Source organism: Syntrophotaleaceae bacterium (assembly GCA_041390365.1).
Lineage (GTDB): Bacteria > Desulfobacterota > Desulfuromonadia > Desulfuromonadales > Syntrophotaleaceae > JAWKQB01.
Window position 1 is genome coordinate 1,057,482 of the sequence record JAWKQB010000001.1, and the last position, 16,941, is coordinate 1,074,422.

At 54.8% G+C, this 16,941-nt stretch carries 19 protein-coding genes, 2 tRNA genes and 1 pseudogene; 18 read left to right on the forward strand and 4 right to left on the reverse strand.

Translation table 11 applies throughout. The features are described from left to right. Window positions 1-101 precede the first annotated feature (101 nt). Window positions 102-704 carry a transcriptional repressor LexA gene (gene lexA, locus R2940_04980; GenBank protein ID MEZ4599127.1) on the reverse strand — a complete coding sequence of 201 codons (603 nt, stop codon included), beginning with the start codon at window positions 702-704 and terminating at the stop codon, window positions 102-104. A gap of 325 nt (window positions 705-1,029) precedes the next feature. Here lexA and R2940_04985 point away from each other — a divergent pair, with 325 nt between their 5' ends. The 10 genes from R2940_04985 to R2940_05030 all read left to right on the forward strand — a co-directional run bounded on the left by R2940_04985 (window position 1,030) and on the right by R2940_05030 (window position 9,115). Next, entirely contained in the window at window positions 1,030-1,230 is a 201-nt protein-coding gene (locus tag R2940_04985) for a type II toxin-antitoxin system VapB family antitoxin (protein ID MEZ4599128.1), read from the forward strand. Continuing rightward, window positions 1,227-1,634, forward strand: coding sequence for a PIN domain-containing protein (locus tag R2940_04990; protein ID MEZ4599129.1), 408 nt, complete (start codon window positions 1,227-1,229; stop codon window positions 1,632-1,634). The genes R2940_04985 and R2940_04990 overlap by 4 nt, the downstream gene beginning before the upstream one ends. 251 nt (window positions 1,635-1,885) lie before the next feature. Beyond that, window positions 1,886-2,164, forward strand: coding sequence for an ACT domain-containing protein (locus R2940_04995; GenBank protein ID MEZ4599130.1), 279 nt, complete (start codon window positions 1,886-1,888; stop codon window positions 2,162-2,164). 10 nt (window positions 2,165-2,174) lie between these two features. Beyond that, window positions 2,175-3,536, forward strand: a complete 1,362-nt coding sequence (locus tag R2940_05000) for a PFL family protein (GenBank protein MEZ4599131.1) — start codon at window positions 2,175-2,177, stop codon at window positions 3,534-3,536. 225 nt (window positions 3,537-3,761) lie between these two features. Further along, a complete protein-coding gene (locus tag R2940_05005; GenBank protein MEZ4599132.1) occupies window positions 3,762-5,186 on the forward strand; it encodes an MBL fold metallo-hydrolase in 1,425 nt (474 codons plus the stop codon). 95 nt (window positions 5,187-5,281) lie between these two features. Continuing rightward, window positions 5,282-6,772 carry a mannose-1-phosphate guanylyltransferase/mannose-6-phosphate isomerase gene (locus tag R2940_05010; protein ID MEZ4599133.1) on the forward strand — a complete coding sequence of 497 codons (1,491 nt, stop codon included), beginning with the start codon at window positions 5,282-5,284 and terminating at the stop codon, window positions 6,770-6,772. Between the two features lie 102 nt (window positions 6,773-6,874). Further along, window positions 6,875-7,933 (forward strand): UDP-glucose 4-epimerase GalE, encoded by a 1,059-nt coding sequence (gene galE, locus R2940_05015; protein ID MEZ4599134.1) that lies wholly within the window; start codon window positions 6,875-6,877, stop codon window positions 7,931-7,933. Window positions 7,934-8,017: 84 nt separating this feature from the next. Further along, window positions 8,018-8,104: transfer RNA gene (locus R2940_05020), tRNA-Leu, on the forward strand. A 198-nt stretch (window positions 8,105-8,302) separates the two neighbouring features. Continuing rightward, the gene (locus R2940_05025) at window positions 8,303-8,974 is read left to right on the forward strand and encodes a Crp/Fnr family transcriptional regulator (protein ID MEZ4599135.1); all 672 of its coding nucleotides are present in this window, start codon (window positions 8,303-8,305) and stop codon (window positions 8,972-8,974) included. A 66-nt stretch (window positions 8,975-9,040) separates the two neighbouring features. Beyond that, window positions 9,041-9,115: transfer RNA gene (locus R2940_05030), tRNA-Val, on the forward strand. A gap of 790 nt (window positions 9,116-9,905) precedes the next feature. On the opposite strand, the gene R2940_05035 is transcribed toward R2940_05030, so the two are convergent. Together R2940_05035 and R2940_05040 are read right to left on the reverse strand one after the other, a co-directional pair. Further along, on the reverse strand, window positions 9,906-10,373 hold the full coding sequence (locus tag R2940_05035) for a hypothetical protein (GenBank protein MEZ4599136.1): 468 nt from the start codon (window positions 10,371-10,373) through the stop codon (window positions 9,906-9,908). 14 nt (window positions 10,374-10,387) lie between these two features. Then, a pseudogene (locus R2940_05040) lies at window positions 10,388-10,747 on the reverse strand (helix-turn-helix domain-containing protein). Between the two features lie 845 nt (window positions 10,748-11,592). Between R2940_05040 and R2940_05045 the strand changes: the two are divergent. Next, the gene (locus R2940_05045; protein ID MEZ4599137.1) at window positions 11,593-11,826 is read left to right on the forward strand and encodes a type II toxin-antitoxin system CcdA family antitoxin; all 234 of its coding nucleotides are present in this window, start codon (window positions 11,593-11,595) and stop codon (window positions 11,824-11,826) included. Next, window positions 11,826-12,128 carry a CcdB family protein gene (locus tag R2940_05050; GenBank protein MEZ4599138.1) on the forward strand — a complete coding sequence of 101 codons (303 nt, stop codon included), beginning with the start codon at window positions 11,826-11,828 and terminating at the stop codon, window positions 12,126-12,128. Before R2940_05045 ends, R2940_05050 begins: the two co-directional genes overlap by 1 nt. A gap of 284 nt (window positions 12,129-12,412) precedes the next feature. Here the strand turns inward: R2940_05050 and R2940_05055 are convergent, their stop codons facing one another. Beyond that, window positions 12,413-12,865, reverse strand: coding sequence for a hemerythrin domain-containing protein (locus R2940_05055; protein ID MEZ4599139.1), 453 nt, complete (start codon window positions 12,863-12,865; stop codon window positions 12,413-12,415). Window positions 12,866-13,169: 304 nt separating this feature from the next. On the opposite strand from R2940_05055, the gene R2940_05060 reads away from it, so the two are divergent. From R2940_05060 to R2940_05085, 6 genes are all read left to right on the forward strand, one after another. After that, window positions 13,170-13,391, forward strand: coding sequence for a type II toxin-antitoxin system death-on-curing family toxin (locus R2940_05060; protein MEZ4599140.1), 222 nt, complete (start codon window positions 13,170-13,172; stop codon window positions 13,389-13,391). Between the two features lie 53 nt (window positions 13,392-13,444). Continuing rightward, window positions 13,445-14,260: an HD domain-containing protein gene (locus tag R2940_05065; GenBank protein ID MEZ4599141.1), complete on the forward strand. Its 816-nt coding sequence runs from the start codon at window positions 13,445-13,447 to the stop codon at window positions 14,258-14,260. A gap of 695 nt (window positions 14,261-14,955) precedes the next feature. Further along, on the forward strand, window positions 14,956-15,249 hold the full coding sequence (locus R2940_05070) for a hypothetical protein (GenBank protein ID MEZ4599142.1): 294 nt from the start codon (window positions 14,956-14,958) through the stop codon (window positions 15,247-15,249). A 343-nt stretch (window positions 15,250-15,592) separates the two neighbouring features. Next, a complete protein-coding gene (locus R2940_05075) occupies window positions 15,593-15,787 on the forward strand; it encodes a hypothetical protein (protein ID MEZ4599143.1) in 195 nt (64 codons plus the stop codon). A 490-nt stretch (window positions 15,788-16,277) separates the two neighbouring features. After that, complete coding sequence (gene vapB, locus R2940_05080) at window positions 16,278-16,505, forward strand: type II toxin-antitoxin system VapB family antitoxin (protein MEZ4599144.1); 228 nt, start codon at window positions 16,278-16,280, stop codon at window positions 16,503-16,505. After that, window positions 16,505-16,903 (forward strand): type II toxin-antitoxin system VapC family toxin, encoded by a 399-nt coding sequence (locus tag R2940_05085; protein ID MEZ4599145.1) that lies wholly within the window; start codon window positions 16,505-16,507, stop codon window positions 16,901-16,903. The genes vapB and R2940_05085 overlap by 1 nt, the downstream gene beginning before the upstream one ends. Window positions 16,904-16,941: the final 38 nt, after the last annotated feature.

Consider the following 16,941-nt stretch of genomic DNA (forward strand, 5'->3'; position numbering starts at 1 on the left):
TCGGTATCCCAACCAAAGTCAAAAGCCAAAATCCGATTTCGATCCCGATTTCGATTTGGATTTGGATGAAAACCTTGTCAAACCGGTATCACAGTGGGTTGCTACCGGTAATGGCGGATCACTCCGACCACTACCCCCTCGATACGAAAGTTGTCCGGATCGTCGACGACGATGGGCTGCATGGCGGGGTTGGCGGGATGCAGCTCGATGCGCGTGCCCCGGTGCTGCAGCCGTTTGACCGTCGCCTCGTTGTCGATCAGGGCGACCACAGTCTGACCATGCTCGGCGTCGGCCTGCTTGCGCACCACCACGTAGTCGCCGTCGAGAATGCCGTCCCCGATCATCGAATCGCCGGCCACCCGCAGCACGAAATGTTCGCCGCTGCCGACCATGGCCGGCGGCACCTCGATGGCGTCCCGGGTCTCGATGGCCTCGATCGGTTTGCCGGCCGCCACCGTGCCGGCCAGGGGCAGCTTCAGACCCTGCTCCGGCACCGCCGCCAGGCGCAGGCTGCGCCGGGCGTTCCAGTCCCGCTGCAGCAGCCCCTCCCGTTCGAGGCGCACCAGGTAGTTCTGCACCGTGCCGAGGGAGCGAAAGCCGAACGCCTCGGCGATCTCCTGCTGGGACGGGGCGACCCCCTGCAGGTCGATGTGGCTTGAGATATAGTCGAAAACCTGCTTCTGCTTGGGCGTCAACGGACTCATGCTGAAACTCCTTGGTCTGTCCTGAAAGAATATGCGTAAGTTTTGCGTAAGTCAAGAGAGTCGAAGTCAAAAATCAAAAGCCGATTTCGATCCCGATCCCGATTTCGATTTGGAATGCTCAAAAGGAGAACCTGGCCGCGGTAAAGGTTGTGCAACCACTCCTTAAATAAGCTTTTGGGGTTTCGAAATCGCTATCGCTATCGAAATCGGTATCGGGTTTTGGACTGTCAGACTTAGGAGGCTCCTGGAACCCACGTATTCAAGGTTTTAGCTTGATTTTACACATTCTCAAGTGTAGGCTTGTGTGTGAAAGGGGGTGGGGGGCATGGCCACGAATCTTGCTATTGACGACAAACTGATCGAAGAAGCCCGCCGTTTGGGGAAACACAAGACGAAAAAAGCCGTTGTAACCGAAGCGTTGGAGGAATATATCCTGCGGCACAAGCAGGTGCGGATTCTTGAATTGTTCCACCAGGTCGACTTCGATCCAGAGTACGACTACAAGAGTCAGCGGCGGAAAACATGAAGATCCTGGTAGATACAAGTGTCTGGTCTCTGGCTCTGCGCCGCAACCATATAGCGGAGGATTCATTCGTGCGAGAGTTGCGCGAATTAATCGCCGAGCTCAGGGTGCAGATGATCGGCCCGATTCGCCAGGAACTATTGTCGGGCATCCACTCTGTCACCCAGTTCAAGGCTCTGCGGGATCGCTTGCGGGCCTTTCCTGACTTGGTGCTGACCGACCACGATTATGAATTGGCCGCCGAATTTTTCAACGCCTGTAGAAAAAAGGGCGTTCAGGGCTCCAATACGGACTTTCTCATCTGTGCAGTTGCGCAAAACCATGAGATGCCTGTTTTAACGACGGACGACGATTTCACCCATTTTCAGGAGCACATTCCCATTCTTCTCTATCGGCCAAGGTTCTGACCGTTATCTCTATCCTTGACCTCGCGGTGCTTTCCGGCCATATTACGCGTGCCTGGCAGCTGGGATAATAATCGAAATCGCTATCGAAATCGAAACCCGGGTTTTGGCTTGCTGGGATCGTCAAAATCAAAGACCGATCCCGATCCCGATTTCGATAAAATCTGCGAAAATCTGCGTAATCTGCGGATGATTGATGTTTTTTCGCCGGTCGTAAGCCGGCTTCACACATACCGAAACAAAAAGGAAAAACCATGCCATCAAGTCGTTTCGTCATCACGGTCATCGGTCTGGACAGGGTAGGCATCGTGGCGGGCATCAGCCGGGTCATGGCCGAGCACAGGGTCAATATCGCGGATATCCGCCAGACCATCATGAACGATCTGTTCACCATGATCATGCTGGCCGAGGTCAAAGGGGACAATTTCGATCTGTCCGCTTTTCAGCAGGCCATGTCGGATATCGGCGCGGAACTGGGCGTCGAGGTCATCGTCAAGCACGAGGACGTTTTCCGCTTCATGCACAGGATCTAGGAGGCCGGCCATGCTGATCCATCCCGAAGAGATCATCGAAACCATCAGGATGGTGACCACCCAGCACCTGGACATCAGGACGGTCACCATGGGGATCAACCTGCGCGGCTGCAGCCATCCCGACCTGAAGACCTTCAACGAGAACGTCAGGACCCGAATCCTGCGCAGCGCCGAGAACCTGGTCAAGACCACCGAGGAGATCCAGAGTCTGTACGGAATCCCCATCATCAACCGGCGGATCTCCGTCACCCCCATCGCCATCGCCGCCGAGGCCTGCCAGACCGAAGATCTGAGTGCCGTGGCGGAAACCCTCGATCGGGCCGCGGAGGAGACGGGGGTCGATTTCATCGGCGGCTTCAGCGCCCTGGTGCAGAAGGGCATGACCCCCGGCGATCTGCGGCTGATCAAGTCCATTCCGAAAGCCCTGGCGTCGACGAAGAAGGTCTGCTCCTCGGTCAACCTGGCCAGCACCAAGGCGGGCATCAACATGGATGCCGTGGCCATGATGGGGCGCATCATCAAGGAAACGGCGGAACTGACCCGGGACAGCGGCGGCCTCGGCTGCGCCAAGCTGGTGGTCTTTGCCAACGCTCCCGACGACAACCCCTTCATGGCCGGCGCTTTTCACGGCATCGGCGAGGCGGATTGCGTGATCAACGTCGGCGTCAGCGGTCCCGGCGTGGTCAATGCCGCGGTGCGGGCACTGGAGAACCCCTCTCTCGGCGATATCGCCGAATGCATCAAGAAGACCGCCTTCAAGATCACCCGCATGGGCGAAATGGTCGGCCGAGAGGTCGCAAGCCGTCTCAAGGCCCAGTTCGGCGTGTTGGATCTGTCCCTGGCGCCGACGCCGGCGGTCGGCGACAGCGTGGCGGCGATTCTCGAGGCCATGGGCCTGGAAAGCTGCGGCACCCACGGCACCACCGCCGCCCTGGCGCTGCTCAACGACGCGGTCAAGAAGGGCGGGGCCATGGCCTCCTCCTCCGTGGGCGGACTGAGCGGGGCCTTTATCCCTGTCAGCGAGGACGAAGGCATGATCAAAGCGGTGCAGCGGGGCTCCCTGTCCCTGGACAAGCTCGAAGCCATGACCTGCGTCTGCTCCGTCGGTCTCGACATGATCGCCGTGCCCGGCGATACCTCGGCGGCCACTCTTTCGGCCATCATCGCCGACGAAATGGCCATCGGCATGATCAACAAGAAGACCACCGCCGTGCGCATTATTCCGGCGCCGGGAACCAGGGTCGGGGATATGGTCGAATTCGGCGGGTTGCTCGGCAGCGCCCCGGTCATGCCGGTGCACAATTTCAGTTCGGAGGTTTTTATCGGTCGCGGCGGGCGGATACCGGCTCCCATCCAGTCCTTGACCAACTGAATGAGACCAGTAGAAAAAGCCAAAAAGCGGAAACCCGATCCCGATTTCGATTTCGATTTCGAAAAACCCATAACACCTGATGTTCAGAAAGCTCCCATCCCTAACTTGCACCGGCAGGTTTGGCTCAGTTTTTTGGGGTTATTCATCCAAATCGAAATCGAAATCGGGATCGAAATCGGCTTTTGATTTTGACTGTTTTAACCAGGACTCTGGACTGTTTTTGTTATGGATTCCTTCCCCCAAATCATCCACCACGGCGCCCTGCACGGGGTGACCGGCTCCTGCCACGAACTGCGTCTTTCCGATGAGTCTGGCATACTGGTTGACTGTGGGCTGTTTCAGGGCGACGAAACCCCGCCCGGGAAGCTCGGTTCGGAGCGGGGACAAGAGATCGACTTTCCCGTCGGCCATATCAAGGCCCTGATCGTCACCCACGTTCACATCGACCATGTCGGTCGGATTCCCTATCTGCTGGCCGCCGGTTTCAAAGGACCGATCTACTGTTCAGAACCCTCGGCCGTATTGCTGCCGCTGGTGCTGGAGGACGCGGTAAAGGTCGGTTTCACCCGCGATCAGCGGCTGGTCGAAGGCTTTCTCGAGCGGGTGAAGTCCCAACTGGTCCCGCTGGCTTACGGGCAATGGACCTCGATTCTCAAGGAAGGCCAGGATATCAGGCTCCAGCCCGCCGGTCACATTCTCGGATCAGCCTACGTGCAGTGCCGGATTCGCGATAAAAATGGGAAAAATGCAGGAACTTCAGGGGATTCGGGGGAGATTCACGTGGTTTTTTCCGGTGATCTCGGTGCCCCCTATGCACCATTGCTGCCGGCGCCGCGATCCCCTTATCGCGCCGATATTCTGGTTCTGGAATCGACCTACGGCGATCGGCTTCACGAAGGGCGCCGCGAGCGGCGGAAAAAATTGCAGGGGGTCATCGAGCGGGCGCTGCAGGACAGGGGGGTCGTGCTGATCCCGGCGTTCTCCATCGGCCGTACCCAGGAACTGCTGTATGAACTGGAAGAGATCATTCACCGCTCTCGCCATCTTTTCGCTACCAAGGGGTTGCCCTGGGACGACTTGGAGATCATCGTCGATTCACCTTTGGCAAGCCGTTTTACCGAAGCCTACCGTCAACTGCTTCCTTTCTGGGACGCCGAAGCCCGAGGCAGGCTGCGATCCGGGCGTCATCCCCTGAGTTTCGAACAATTGACGACTGTCGACAGCCACGCCGACCACGAATACACCGTCAATTACCTGCGCAAAACCGGCAGGCCCTGCGTCGTCATCGCCGCCGGGGGGATGTGCGGCGGGGGACGCATCGTCAACTACCTCAAGGCCCTGATCGGCGATCCCCGCACCGATATTCTATTTGTCGGTTATCAGGCTTCAGGTACTCCCGGAAACGACATTCAGCGCTACGGCCCCGGAGGGGGTTGGGTGAGGCTTAACGGTCAAAAATACGACATTCGGGCCCGGATTCACACCATCGGCGGCTATTCGGCTCACGCTGACCGGCGCAACCTGCTGAATTTCGTCCGTCGCATGCGCCGACTGCCGAGGGAGGTACGGCTTGTGCATGGGGATTCAGAGGCCAAGGAAGCTTTGGGAAATCAACTGAAAACCCTGGGAATAAACCCGGTCATTTTTTAACGGCTTCATTTGCCGCTCACAGAAATGTCGGATAACATTCTGTAACAGAATCGCAGGTACTCACATTCAATAAAATCAAGTCAGCGAGGAATCCGATGCTCATCCCCGTTATTCTTTCCGGCGGTTCCGGCACCAGACTGTGGCCTCTGTCCCGCGAACTCTACCCCAAACAGCTGCTGCCCCTGATCGGGGCCCAGTCCATGCTCCAGGAAACCCTGCTGAGGTTGAAGGGGCTGCCGGAGCAGTGCGCTCCCCTTGTCGTCTGCAACGAACATCACCGTTTCCTGGTGGCCGAGCAGTTGCGCGCGATTGATACGCCGGCAGCGGCCATCCTGCTGGAGCCGGTGGGGAGGAATACCGCGCCGGCCGTGGCTGTGGCCGCCCTTCAGGCCATGGCGCAAGGGGACGATCCGGTACTCCTGGTGCTGCCCGCCGACCATGTGATTCGGGATGAAGGGGCGTTGCAGGCGGCCATCAGCAACGGAGTACCCCTCGCCGAGGAGGGCAAGCTGCTCACCTTCGGCATCCTCCCCGCCAAACCGGAAACGGGCTATGGCTATATCCGGGCAGGCAAGCCGCTCGGAAGCGCCGCCAGGCCCCTTGGCGTCAGTCATCCTGCAACCGGCGGTCATGCCGGTATGTCGTCCGCCGTTGCCGTGCCTGTCGAACAGGAGGCCTGTGAGGTGGCCGAATTCGTGGAAAAGCCCGACCTCGCGACCGCCAAAAAATATCTGGCTTCCGGCAACTATTACTGGAACAGCGGCATGTTTCTGTTCAAGGCCTCCCGGTACCTCGAGGAACTCGAACGCTACCAACCCGAAATGCTGGCCTGCTGTCGGCAGGCCTTGGAACGATCTGCCCGGGATCTCGATTTCATCCGGCTGGATCTGGAAACCTTCTCCTCATGTCCGAAAAACTCCATCGATTACGCGGTCATGGAAAAGACCGACGAAGCGGCGGTCATCCCCCTCGATGCCGGCTGGAACGATGTCGGGTCCTGGTCTGCTCTTTGGGAGGTGGGACAGGCTGACCCGGAGGGCAATGTAATCCACGGCGACGTGCTGACTGCCGGAGCGAAAAACTGCTACCTGTACAGTTCCGACCGGATGGTGGCCGCCGTGGGCCTGGAGGACCATATCGTGGTCGAAACCGCCGATGCCGTGCTGGTTGCTCCCCGCAACCGGGTGCAGGAGGTGAAAGCGATCGTCGAACAGCTCAAGGCCCGGGACAGGGATGAAGCTCTCCTGCACCGGCGGGTCTCCCGTCCCTGGGGGAGCTATGAGTGCATCGATCAGGCCGAACGCTACCAGGTCAAAAGGATCACCGTCAATCCCGGGGCCAGTCTGTCGCTGCAGATGCATCACCATCGCGCCGAGCACTGGATCGTCGTCAAGGGCACTGCCCGGATAACCCGGGGCGAAGAAACCTTCATGATCTCCGAAAATCAATCCACCTACATTCCCCTCGGCGTTGCCCACCGGCTGGAGAACCCGGGAAAAATTTCCCTCGAACTGATCGAGGTGCAGTCGGGCAGTTACCTGGGAGAGGACGATATCCTCCGGTTTCAGGATAATTATGGGCGGTAGGCAGGGTGCAGCTCCTTTGACAACGAAAGGAACTCCCTCCCAGCGATCCCGGCTCAATTGAGTAATGGTTATAAACAAAATCAACCGAAAGGACTTTATACAATGGCATCCAATCAATCCTCGAAACCGGAGGGAAGAGCTCCCGCCCGCATCTTCGTGACCGGAGGGGCCGGTTACATCGGTTCCCATGTCGTCAAAGCCCTGGGTGAAGCCGGCCATGAGGTACTGGTCTACGACAACCTGAGTACCGGCAACAGATGGGCCGTGCTGTACGGCGATCTGGTGATGGGAGATCTCGAGAATCTGCCGCTGCTGGAAAAGACCCTGGCCGATTTCCGGCCGGACGCCGTCATCCATTTCGCCGCATCCATCGAGGTCAATGAAAGCGTTCGCCTGCCGCTGAAGTATTACCGCAACAACACCATGAATGCGCTGGGACTGCTGGATACGGTACGCAAGGTGGACATCCCCCGGTTCATCTTCTCCTCGACGGCGGCCGTGTACGGGATTCCCGAAACGATGCCGGTCACCGAACAGACCCCGCTGATGCCGATCAACCCCTACGGGGCATCGAAGATGATGAGCGAGCGCCTGCTGGCTGATCTGTCCGCGTCGGCAAACGATTTCGATTATGTCGCCCTGCGCTACTTCAACGTGGCCGGGGCCGATGCCCAGGCACGGATCGGCCAGGCCTACGAAAACGCCACCCACCTGATCACCCGGGCTCTGAAAACCGCTAAGGGAGAATTTGCCAAACTCCAGCTCTTCGGCACCGACTATCCGACCCCTGACGGCACCTGCATCCGCGACTATATCCACGTCGACGATCTGGCGGATGCCCACCTGGTGGCCCTGAATCACCTGTTGGCGGGAGGCGGCAGCGAGATTTTCAACTGCGGCTACGGGCACGGCTATTCGGTCAGGGACGTCATCGAGGTGGCCAAACGGATCACCGGCATCGACTTCCCGGTAGAAGAATCCCCCCGCCGCGAAGGCGATCCGCCAGCCCTCGTCGCCGACAGCAGCCGCATTCGCAAGATGCTGGGCTGGCAGCCCCGCTTCGACGACCTGGAGTTCATTGTCAGCACCGCCTGGGAATGGGAGAAAAAGGTCGCTGAGATGGTGTCGAAGCAGAAGGCGCAACCGGCCGCCGGCGGCTGATGGCTGGCCAGGCTGCGGCTGTCAGCAACCGAACTTTTTTGTTGCATTCGTTTCGCCCTTTTGTTATAAGTTTCCTCGCTTCAAGCCGAAGTGGTGGAATTGGTAGACACGCTAGGTTCAGGGTCTAGTGGCCGTAGGGCCGTGGGAGTTCGAGTCTCCCCTTCGGCACCAGATAATCAGGGGTTGGCGAGCTGATCGCTGACCCTTTTTTATTTTAGGCCGTGAGGAGTGAGGTGTGAGGAGTGAGGCGTAACGGATAAAATCTAAAAGCTTCCATCCTTTATGTATTACGATTCACGGGTTTCCAAAAGCCTTTCACCCTTTACGCCATTACGCCTTACGACTTTCACCCCTCACGGATTACGTGCCTTGGATAAACGATCCGCCATCAAAAAATGCCCGCTTTTCGCCGGTGCCACTGAAAGCGATCTGGATGCCCTGGTACGGATCTGCAGGCGGGGGGAATATCCCAAGGGAACCATTCTCTTTTCCGAAGGGGACGCAGCCCGCGGATTTTACGTACCGATGAGCGGGAAGGTGAAGATCTACAAACTCTCCCCCGAAGGAAAAGAGCGGGTCTTGCGCATCGCCCACCCCGGACGGACTTTTGCCGAAGCGGCCATATTCGATCTCGGCATTTTCCCTGCCAACGCCGAAACCCTCGAAAATTGTGTCCTGCTCTTTTTCCCCAAGCAGGAATTTTTGGATCTGCTCCGCAGCAACGTCCAACTGGCGATCGACATGATCGGCGGCATCAGCCGCATTCTGCGGGAACTGATGGACCAGATGGAGGCCCTGACCTTCAAGGATGTGCCCGCCCGGCTGGCTCGCTACCTGCTCGACCAGGCCAGCGGCGGCAGGCAGGTGGTGTTACCGGTCTCCAAGACCCAGCTTGCGGCCAATCTGGGAACCGTCAGCGAAACCCTGTCGCGCACGTTCCGCAAAATGACCGAAGACGATCTACTGCGGGTCAACTCCCGCGTCATCGAGCTGCTCGATATCGAGCGGTTGGAGGAGATCGCCGAGAGGTACAAGGAATGAGGGGGAGAAATGCCAAACATTCCGGTTGACTTACCCATCTTCAATTGATATAAATCCCTCCACATCGGGCGTTTAGCTCAGCGGGAGAGCACTGCCTTCACACGGCAGGGGTCGCTGGTTCAATCCCAGCAACGCCCACCAATAAAATCAAGGGGTTAGGTCGAGAGGCCTGGCCCCTTAGCTTTTCGTAAGCCCATTGTAAGCACACCTCAGCAACAGCAGATTTGCCTAAAGGGCAGGGGGGGTATTCTCCTGCCTATCGCCCCGCCCGATCCCCTCCACCGGCCCGGATGCCCCGGAAAAATGGCAACCCGGAATCCCGCCAATTTTTGGCAACAGCCCACCCTGTGATTTTCCGCGAACCCGCTCCATATCTGGACTCCATTGCATTGCCTGAATATATGAAATTCAGAATGGCAACCCGAAAAACAGGATCCCGCTAGAAAATTATCGGGCACTGCGCCTCACCCCCGGGAAATTTCCTACCAAGGACCCGAAGGCTTGCGAGGTGTCCTCGTGCTGCCTGCTCTGCGTCTCATGAAAGGGATGATTCGGCCCTGCGGTCAGTCGTGCCGCTGTGCGGCAAATTTGGCGGTGCGGTGGTGGAGATAGGCATGATAACCTGCAGGTGGGTTGGTCATCGGTTGCCGGATCGGTCCGGCCGTGGGATGATTACCTATCCAGTATTTTCCGTGACGCGGTAACGCGGGAGAGCATGAGCCCGGGAATAGTCCCGAATTTTGTGTTTGTTGAGGTCGGCGTGTTTTCACTCAGAGGCATGGCGCGGTGTCTGGACATTTTCGTTAGGTTCTTTATAGCGGAGCATATTGGTCAGGAAAATAAAAAAGGACAAAGTTTTTCAGCCTTGTCCTTTTGGTTCGCTGTTATGGTGCGGCAGTTTCTACTTCGCCGAATCCTTAAGTGTATCTAGTCAGGGAGGGTCGTCAGGCGCCTTGTCTTCTGCTTGATTAGCTTTCTTATTGAAAAAGTGCATTGGCAACAAAACCGGCTCCCAAGGGCCACGAGAGGTCAGAGTCATAATGAGGTCTCTTAATGCACCATAAAGAATACTCATGCCGTTATAGTGGATTCTCTCTTCTACCTTTTTCCTGAGAGCTTTTTTCTCTTCTTCTGAATTGCCCTTATCTTTCTCTAAAAAACGAAGAGTGAAGTCACCAACGCCTACGATTTTAACATTATATGGAACTTCACCTTCGCCATCGCTCTCGGCCTTAACTGTAAGAACAACCCGGATGGAATCTTCTTCGTCTTCACCAAAGGAGCTTTGCATGCTAATTCTTGCGGATGGTTCGGCAGAGCTTGATCCTGGAATATACTTTGGATTCGCCTTAACTGATATTTCTGGGAAAAAATAATCATCAAGTTTATATTGAAACATTTTTTATCCTCGAATTAAAAGCCGGTACATTTTATATCTTTTTTAAAAGTTGACCAGCCTTCGCTGTCGGCACTTTCCAAACCGATTAGCTCTACTGTTGGAGGTAGTATTTCCGCGGGATACACATGGAGATAGGGAGACTTTTTCTTCTTCACCTCGATCTCGTGACCAGGTGTCCATGTTTGTCTTCTTTTGGTGCTGTACACTCCGAGCCACCGGACATTCTCTTCTTTTTCAGCGACATGAATATGAAGTCTTGCGTCCAAGGCATGGACCAGTTTCACCATGGTATCCAACGTAAAATTGGAGTTGCCGTTGAATACTTTGGAAATGTATGCGCGCGAGGTCCCGAGCACATTTGCAAGGTCAGCATTGGATACACCTTTTTAGTCCATGATGCGCTGCAATTCGGAAGTGAAGTCGAGAATAGCCACTTTGATATCATTAGAAAGCTACCGGACCTCACGGCTCGGGGGCTTTTGCGTTTCTGAAATAAAAAACGCGGAACGCCTGGTCGCCGCTCCGGGCCCCCTTTAAAATTCTGACGTTTTAAAAGTACGGCACACCCAGCCGTCACGCCGCCATCGCTATCAATTCAACTTGGGTAGCTCTGGCTAGCTCTGGCTAGCTCTGCTGGTAGCTCTGGGGTCGGACCTGGGTAACTACTTGAATTTTAATAAAAAAGTCGGAAAAAATGGCCTTATTTTCGCTTACAGGTCGATTTTCGGGTGTGAAATGGGCCTTCTAAGATTTTGGCCAAATGTAGCAGAAAACGTTTGGATGGCTAGAGATCAGGACCATAAATCGCCAATTTAATAGGTGATTACGATCTTGAGAACATGACCTGGTTCCGGGGATCGGACCAAACCAACTAGTTGAAAAAGAATAGGAAATCCTGAAAAATGCCCTCAAACCGTTTGTAGCTCGATTTCCGAGGTCAAAATCATAGTTTTCCCCAAGTCAAAACGAGAGTCTACTTGTGATGAAGAAACAGGGGAGGGGAAGGAACAGACGTCGACCTGCCTGAGCGGCGCTCTCTTCTCCAAATTCCTTCTGTTCCTCTCAGCTACCGACTCATCCGCTACCCTCTTATCGCCACTCTCTCCTACGCCCAGTTTCTGGGGGTCCCGCTAGGTGCAAATTTGGAGACAAGTCCCATCCTTGACCCGGTTTGAATTCAAGGGCATAATATGCGCACACATTGCGCATGGAGGCCGATATGGGAAATACCGCACGCAAGCAGCCTGCGAATCTGAGCATTCGGGCTGATCTTTTGCAGAAGGCCAAAACCAGAAAGATCAATTTGTCGCAGACACTCGAAAATAGCCTTGAAAAGATTCTGCAGGAGCAGGACCGGCAGGCCTGGGTGGAAGAGAACCGCGATGCTATGGAGGCCGCCAATCGTTTCGTGGCCGAACATGGTCTGTGGAGCGACGGTCTGAGGCGATTCTGATGGCCCAGTTCGATGTTTACCGGTTGAAAAGCGAGGGCATCGAGTTTGTGCTGGACCTCCAGGACGAGATGCTGGAGAACCTTTCGACTCGGGTCGTGGCCCCGCTGGCCTTGCCCGAAATGGTTGGCCTGCCTATGAGGACCCTCAATCCCCGCATCCCCGTAGGCGGTGTCGATTATATCCTGCTCACTCATCTGCTCGCTGCCATCCCTGTTGCGGCTTTGGCCAATCCGGTCGGCTCAGCCTCTTCGCAGCGCGATGTCATTATTGCCGCTTTGGATCTTATGTTTACCGGAATATAGAGGGGGGTACTGGCTCTGGGGTCGGGCCGGGCCAACCACTTGATGCGAGCGGGGAAGGTGGGTGTGGCTTGACGGAAACAAGCCTTTGTTTATATATTGACTTTGTTCTAACGAAAGCCGGAGGAGACCGCTATGATCAAAACCCTGACTAAACATGGTAGCTGTTTTGAAGCAATTGCAATCCTTTCCGGAGATTCCCGTGACTGCCCTGCCTTGCCCCACTCCCCCCGCCGGCGGTTTGGCATCGAAATGTTCGGACACCGGATTTAAATTAAACCTTTTGGTTAATGGGCCTTTCCCTTGGCTTTCTCTTTTTCTTTCTCGAATTTCTGCAGAATCTCTTCGACCTGGTCCGATTTCATGTGTTTTTTAATATCCTTGAAAATTGTGCTCTCTTCCTCTTTGATGTGATGCGACACCATCTCCTGAAGAACACTCGCCTTGGCATGGAACGTCTCATCATCCGCAGATAAATCCATTAATTCATCCAGGATAAGACGAGCCGCATGGTGCTCTTCGTAGGCTTCCAGCACGTCCTCTTTGCATTCGCTGCACTCATCCTTCAGATCCCGGTAGAGGATTTTTTCCTCGGCGGTCATATGGGGTATGATCTCGCTCTTCAACTGATCGAGAAGTTTTTCACGTTGATCCGACTTTTTGGTCTGGAGTATTTTCTCAAAAATGCCTTTGACTTCCTGATGATCTTTTTTAATGACATCGAAAAGTTTTTCGGCCATGACACACTCCTTTTCCTTTGGTGGATTGGTATGCTTTTCCGAGATGCTTATTCAGGTTATACGCAAGCTTAGCCCTGTCAAGCTCGGGCCAACCTGAGTTTTTATGTCAGGATATTTCTCATGGCGAGGAGCCATTCGCAAATCCTGTCGTTTCGATAGGGAACCCCGTAGGAACCCCGTAGGGGACGGAGTCAAGTTGTTAAATAACGTAAGCTCTTTAGGAACCCCGTAGGGGACGGAGTCAAGTTGTTAAATAACGTAAGCTCTTTAGGGAAGGGATGCGGCTCAGTTTCTGCAAACTGATATGTATGAAATGGCCGCCGCCTACCAGTTTCACCTGGTGAAAAATCACCCCTTTCTTGATGGCAACAAGCGGGTTGGCGCAGTTTCCGCTTTTATCTTCCTTGCTTTAAACGGTTATGATTTCGACGCTCCGGAGGACGAGTTTGCCGACATGGTGGTAGGTGTCTCCCGGGGCGAGTTGGACAAGGGCGAAGTGGCCGGGTTCATCCGACGCTGGGCCTAACCTAACTTTTCGCGGATTCGCCTCGAACCGATGACTCGGAGGCTGGCAACAAGATGCTCGACGCTCGAATGATCGATGACCTGAAAGCGTGGTTTACTGGCTACGTCACTTCGTTCACTTCAAACAACGATGAGCTGCAAAGAAATCTCGATCTCAAGAAAGACCATACCGAGCGGGTTTGCGTGGAAATCATGGAACTGGGACGACAGTTGGGTTTGAGCGCCGAGCAGTTGCGGTTAGCGGAAATCACGGCCCTTTTTCACGACGTCGGCCGTTTTGAACAGTACACCCGGTACGGTACCTTTGCCGATTCCCGTTCTGTAGACCATGCGCAACTCGGGGTTCAAATCCTGCGGGATAAAATGGTTCTGGCCGGACTGGAAGAGGGCACGCGCGATCTTGTGCTGCATGCGATCGCCCGGCACAACCGCGCTGCACTTCCGGTCGAAGCAGATGCCATCTGCCTGTTTTTCACGCGCCTGCTTCGGGACGCCGACAAGCTGGATATCTGGCGGGTGGTCACAGATTATTACCGGCAAGAAAACCCCACGCCCAACGCGGCCCTGGAAATGGGTCTGCCGGATTCGCCCGCAATCTCGGAGCCCGTGGCGGCAGCCCTGCTCGCAGGCCGTATCGTCGATCTCAGGCAGGTGCAAAACCTCAACGACCTCAAGTTGCTGCAGGTCGGGTGGGTGTACGATCTGAATTTTCCTCCCTCTTTCCGGCGTCTGCAGGACAAGGGATATCTTGACATCCTTCGGGCCTCCCTGCCCGAAACGGAAATCGTAGCCAAAATCTTTGCTGCCCTGAAGACCATGCAACCCGATTTCCGACATGGCGAAGGGTTACAGTTCTGGATAAATACTTGACGCTCTGGGACGTTGTTGACCAGCGTGACTCGCGGGTCGCCTTCAAAGATTACAGCACCATGGTGTGGATGTATCTTTATTCGAAAAAATTTCTTTAAAGAACAAAATTGTGATTTACCGAAAAGATCTATTTTGAAGACAACGTTTTTTCCTTCAAAGCAATGCTTCAGGCCCAGCGGGCCCGCCATTTACATCAAGCCCTGCATTGTTATCGAATCAGAAATGGAGCCATTACTGAGAGCAACAGTACCCTGTACCACGCCAAAAGCGCACATTGATTGGCTATGTCAAAATGCTGGAGTTCTGCCTGCTGCAACCGCCGGAAACCGCCGCCCAGGAGGAGGCTTGCCTCAAAGAGCTGAGAAGAATGCACCGTCTGGTCGAAAAGTTTTACCGGAGGGTTGAAAAGAACGAAGGAAAAGCGCCTTTCAGTAACCTCGACCGATTCGCCGCGGCCCACTTCCAGGATCCCTGGTCGCAAATTCTAAGTAAATTGGTATGGTAACTTTTCACACTTTGGAAAGTAGCCAAGCCTGCTCTTCTGTCGCCAGGAAGTGAACCCGCCATCCCAGCGACTTCCGGCGTAATCATTAGAACTTGCTCCAACCCATTTATAGGGTACATTTATAATCGGTTACCATATTCCCTTTGGTTAAGCTAAACTCCTGCAATTACTGTTCACAAGGAGAGCCAGTATGAAAAGAGCAGCCACCGTATTTTTCATCGCCGTACTTCTGTTTTCCTCCCCGGCCCTCGCCTTCGACGATGACTATTCGGACGCTTCAGCAGAAGCGATTATCGTAGACTTTGTCGTTGTGAGGCCCCTGAGCATAGCTGCTACCGCCATAGGCTGCGGTTTCTTCGTGGCCACCCTTCCTTTTACCGTCTGGAGCAAAGAGCGGATGGGAAAAACAGCCGACGCCCTGGTCGTCAAGCCTGCTTCATATGCTTTTGTGCGGCCTCTTGGAGAGGAAATGGAGCGACGGTAGGAGATTGAAATATCTTGCCTTTTAACCTGATCAGGTATTTTGGGAAAACAGGGTACCGGTCGGAGATCAGTCGAAAAATAGTAAAAAGCCGCTCCGAGCTGTAAGGCTCGGGCGGCTTTTTAGTTGATAACTGGAAGAGCCCCTTGTCGTCCCTCGATTTCGACGACATTATCAATTCGGGGAAAATTCTCCTGGTCAAACTGGGCAAGGGACGCTTTGAAGCGAGGACGGCATCGACTTCAGGCTTGTGGATTACCAAAATCCAAATATGCCGTTTTGCCTGAATGTTTGGTTCGATGGCCCCTCAAGGCACCTCATTGTAATCCATAGCGCCGCTCGCGCGATGCTCTCAAGCAGGGAAGGGGAAGAAATCGTATTCGCGGCCCTGGCCCATGAGATCGGCCATGTAATCGATATCCGCAAAAATGGCTTTACCGGTTTCTATGCCCTTTGCCCACTGTTGGAAAAGGTTCCGGCGTTTCTTGGCAAATGCGTCTATCGCCTGCTGCCCCATCTGCAGTTTTTCTTCGGTTACTGACCGCGGGCGGAGTGCCGTGCGGACGGATATGCCGTGGAACTGCTCAGCAGTGTCTATCCCAACCCGACGCAAATCGTGGCACAACAGGTGCGGTTCGCTCTGGAAAATTCCCTCCAAAAGGCAAGGTCATCGCGTTATACCAGGTTCCAGGCGCGGGTTTTTGCCCATTTGCGGCTTAGAAACCTCCGCCGGATTGAATGGTTGTTAACGAAAATGTAAAAATGATCCCCCTCGGCAACTGGACATTGACCCTCACTTGCCTTATCCTGACCGATCCGGAGGTCTGCATGATTGCCAATTCCTTTTTCCGGAAAAAAAACCCCTTCCAGCTCTTGCCTTTACCAAATTTTTCGTTTGACCGCAAACCCCTGCCTTTTGTGGACCAATCAGGGTGCAGGAGGACTTTTCCTCCTCGTCATAAATCGGCTTGCGATTTCTGCTCTTATGGTATATACGATAAATATATACCTAACGCCAGGAAAGGTTGCTTATGAAGACAGCGAAAATATTTCAGAACGGCCAAAGTCAGGCGGTCCGGTTGCCCAAGGAGTTCCGATTTGATGACAAAGAGGTCTATATCAAAAGGAGCGGGCACATGGTCTGCCTCATTCCCAAGGCGGAATCCTGGGATGTCCTCTTTGACAGCCTGAAAAAGTTTTCCAAGGATTTCATGGCCGCGCGTGTTCAACCCGAGCAGGACAAGCGGGAGAACTTCTGATGGTGATGCTCGACACCAACATCTGCATCTACCTCATCAAGCAAAAGCCGCCGGAAGTGCTCAAGCGGTTCCTGGAATACCAGGTCGGCGACATCGCCATCTCCTCCATCACCCTGGCCGAGTTGCGTTACGGCGTTGCCAAAAGCCACTACCGGGAAAAGAATGCCAAGGCACTTGATGAGTTCATCATTCCCCTGGAGATCCTTCCCTTCGACGAAGAGGCGACCCGGGCCTATGGCGAGATCCGGGCCGCCCTGGAGAAGGCGGGAACCCCCATCGGCTCCATGGATCTGTTGATCGCAGCCCACGCAGCTTCTCTGGATGCGACCCTGGTGACGAACAACACCAAAGAGTTCATCCGTGTGCCGGGTCTCAGGGTCGAGGATTGGACTTCTTGAGTCTTCCAATCAGATGTAAATGAGTGGTCAGCTTTTGG

Coding starts and splice junctions, on each gene's coding strand:
- lexA (MEZ4599127.1), bottom strand. CDS start 704: ATGAGTCCGTTGACGCCCAAGCAGAAGCAGGTTTTCGACTATATCTCA.
- R2940_04985 (MEZ4599128.1), top strand. CDS start 1,030: ATGGCCACGAATCTTGCTATTGACGACAAACTGATCGAAGAAGCCCGC.
- R2940_04990 (MEZ4599129.1), top strand. CDS start 1,227: ATGAAGATCCTGGTAGATACAAGTGTCTGGTCTCTGGCTCTGCGCCGC.
- R2940_04995 (MEZ4599130.1), top strand. CDS start 1,886: ATGCCATCAAGTCGTTTCGTCATCACGGTCATCGGTCTGGACAGGGTA.
- R2940_05000 (MEZ4599131.1), top strand. CDS start 2,175: ATGCTGATCCATCCCGAAGAGATCATCGAAACCATCAGGATGGTGACC.
- R2940_05005 (MEZ4599132.1), top strand. CDS start 3,762: ATGGATTCCTTCCCCCAAATCATCCACCACGGCGCCCTGCACGGGGTG.
- R2940_05010 (MEZ4599133.1), top strand. CDS start 5,282: ATGCTCATCCCCGTTATTCTTTCCGGCGGTTCCGGCACCAGACTGTGG.
- galE (MEZ4599134.1), top strand. CDS start 6,875: ATGGCATCCAATCAATCCTCGAAACCGGAGGGAAGAGCTCCCGCCCGC.
- R2940_05035 (MEZ4599136.1), bottom strand. CDS start 10,373: ATGTTTCAATATAAACTTGATGATTATTTTTTCCCAGAAATATCAGTT.
- R2940_05045 (MEZ4599137.1), top strand. CDS start 11,593: ATGGGAAATACCGCACGCAAGCAGCCTGCGAATCTGAGCATTCGGGCT.
- R2940_05050 (MEZ4599138.1), top strand. CDS start 11,826: ATGGCCCAGTTCGATGTTTACCGGTTGAAAAGCGAGGGCATCGAGTTT.
- R2940_05055 (MEZ4599139.1), bottom strand. CDS start 12,865: ATGGCCGAAAAACTTTTCGATGTCATTAAAAAAGATCATCAGGAAGTC.
- R2940_05060 (MEZ4599140.1), top strand. CDS start 13,170: ATGTATGAAATGGCCGCCGCCTACCAGTTTCACCTGGTGAAAAATCAC.
- R2940_05065 (MEZ4599141.1), top strand. CDS start 13,445: ATGCTCGACGCTCGAATGATCGATGACCTGAAAGCGTGGTTTACTGGC.
- R2940_05070 (MEZ4599142.1), top strand. CDS start 14,956: ATGAAAAGAGCAGCCACCGTATTTTTCATCGCCGTACTTCTGTTTTCC.
- R2940_05075 (MEZ4599143.1), top strand. CDS start 15,593: ATGCTCTCAAGCAGGGAAGGGGAAGAAATCGTATTCGCGGCCCTGGCC.
- vapB (MEZ4599144.1), top strand. CDS start 16,278: ATGAAGACAGCGAAAATATTTCAGAACGGCCAAAGTCAGGCGGTCCGG.
- R2940_05085 (MEZ4599145.1), top strand. CDS start 16,505: ATGGTGATGCTCGACACCAACATCTGCATCTACCTCATCAAGCAAAAG.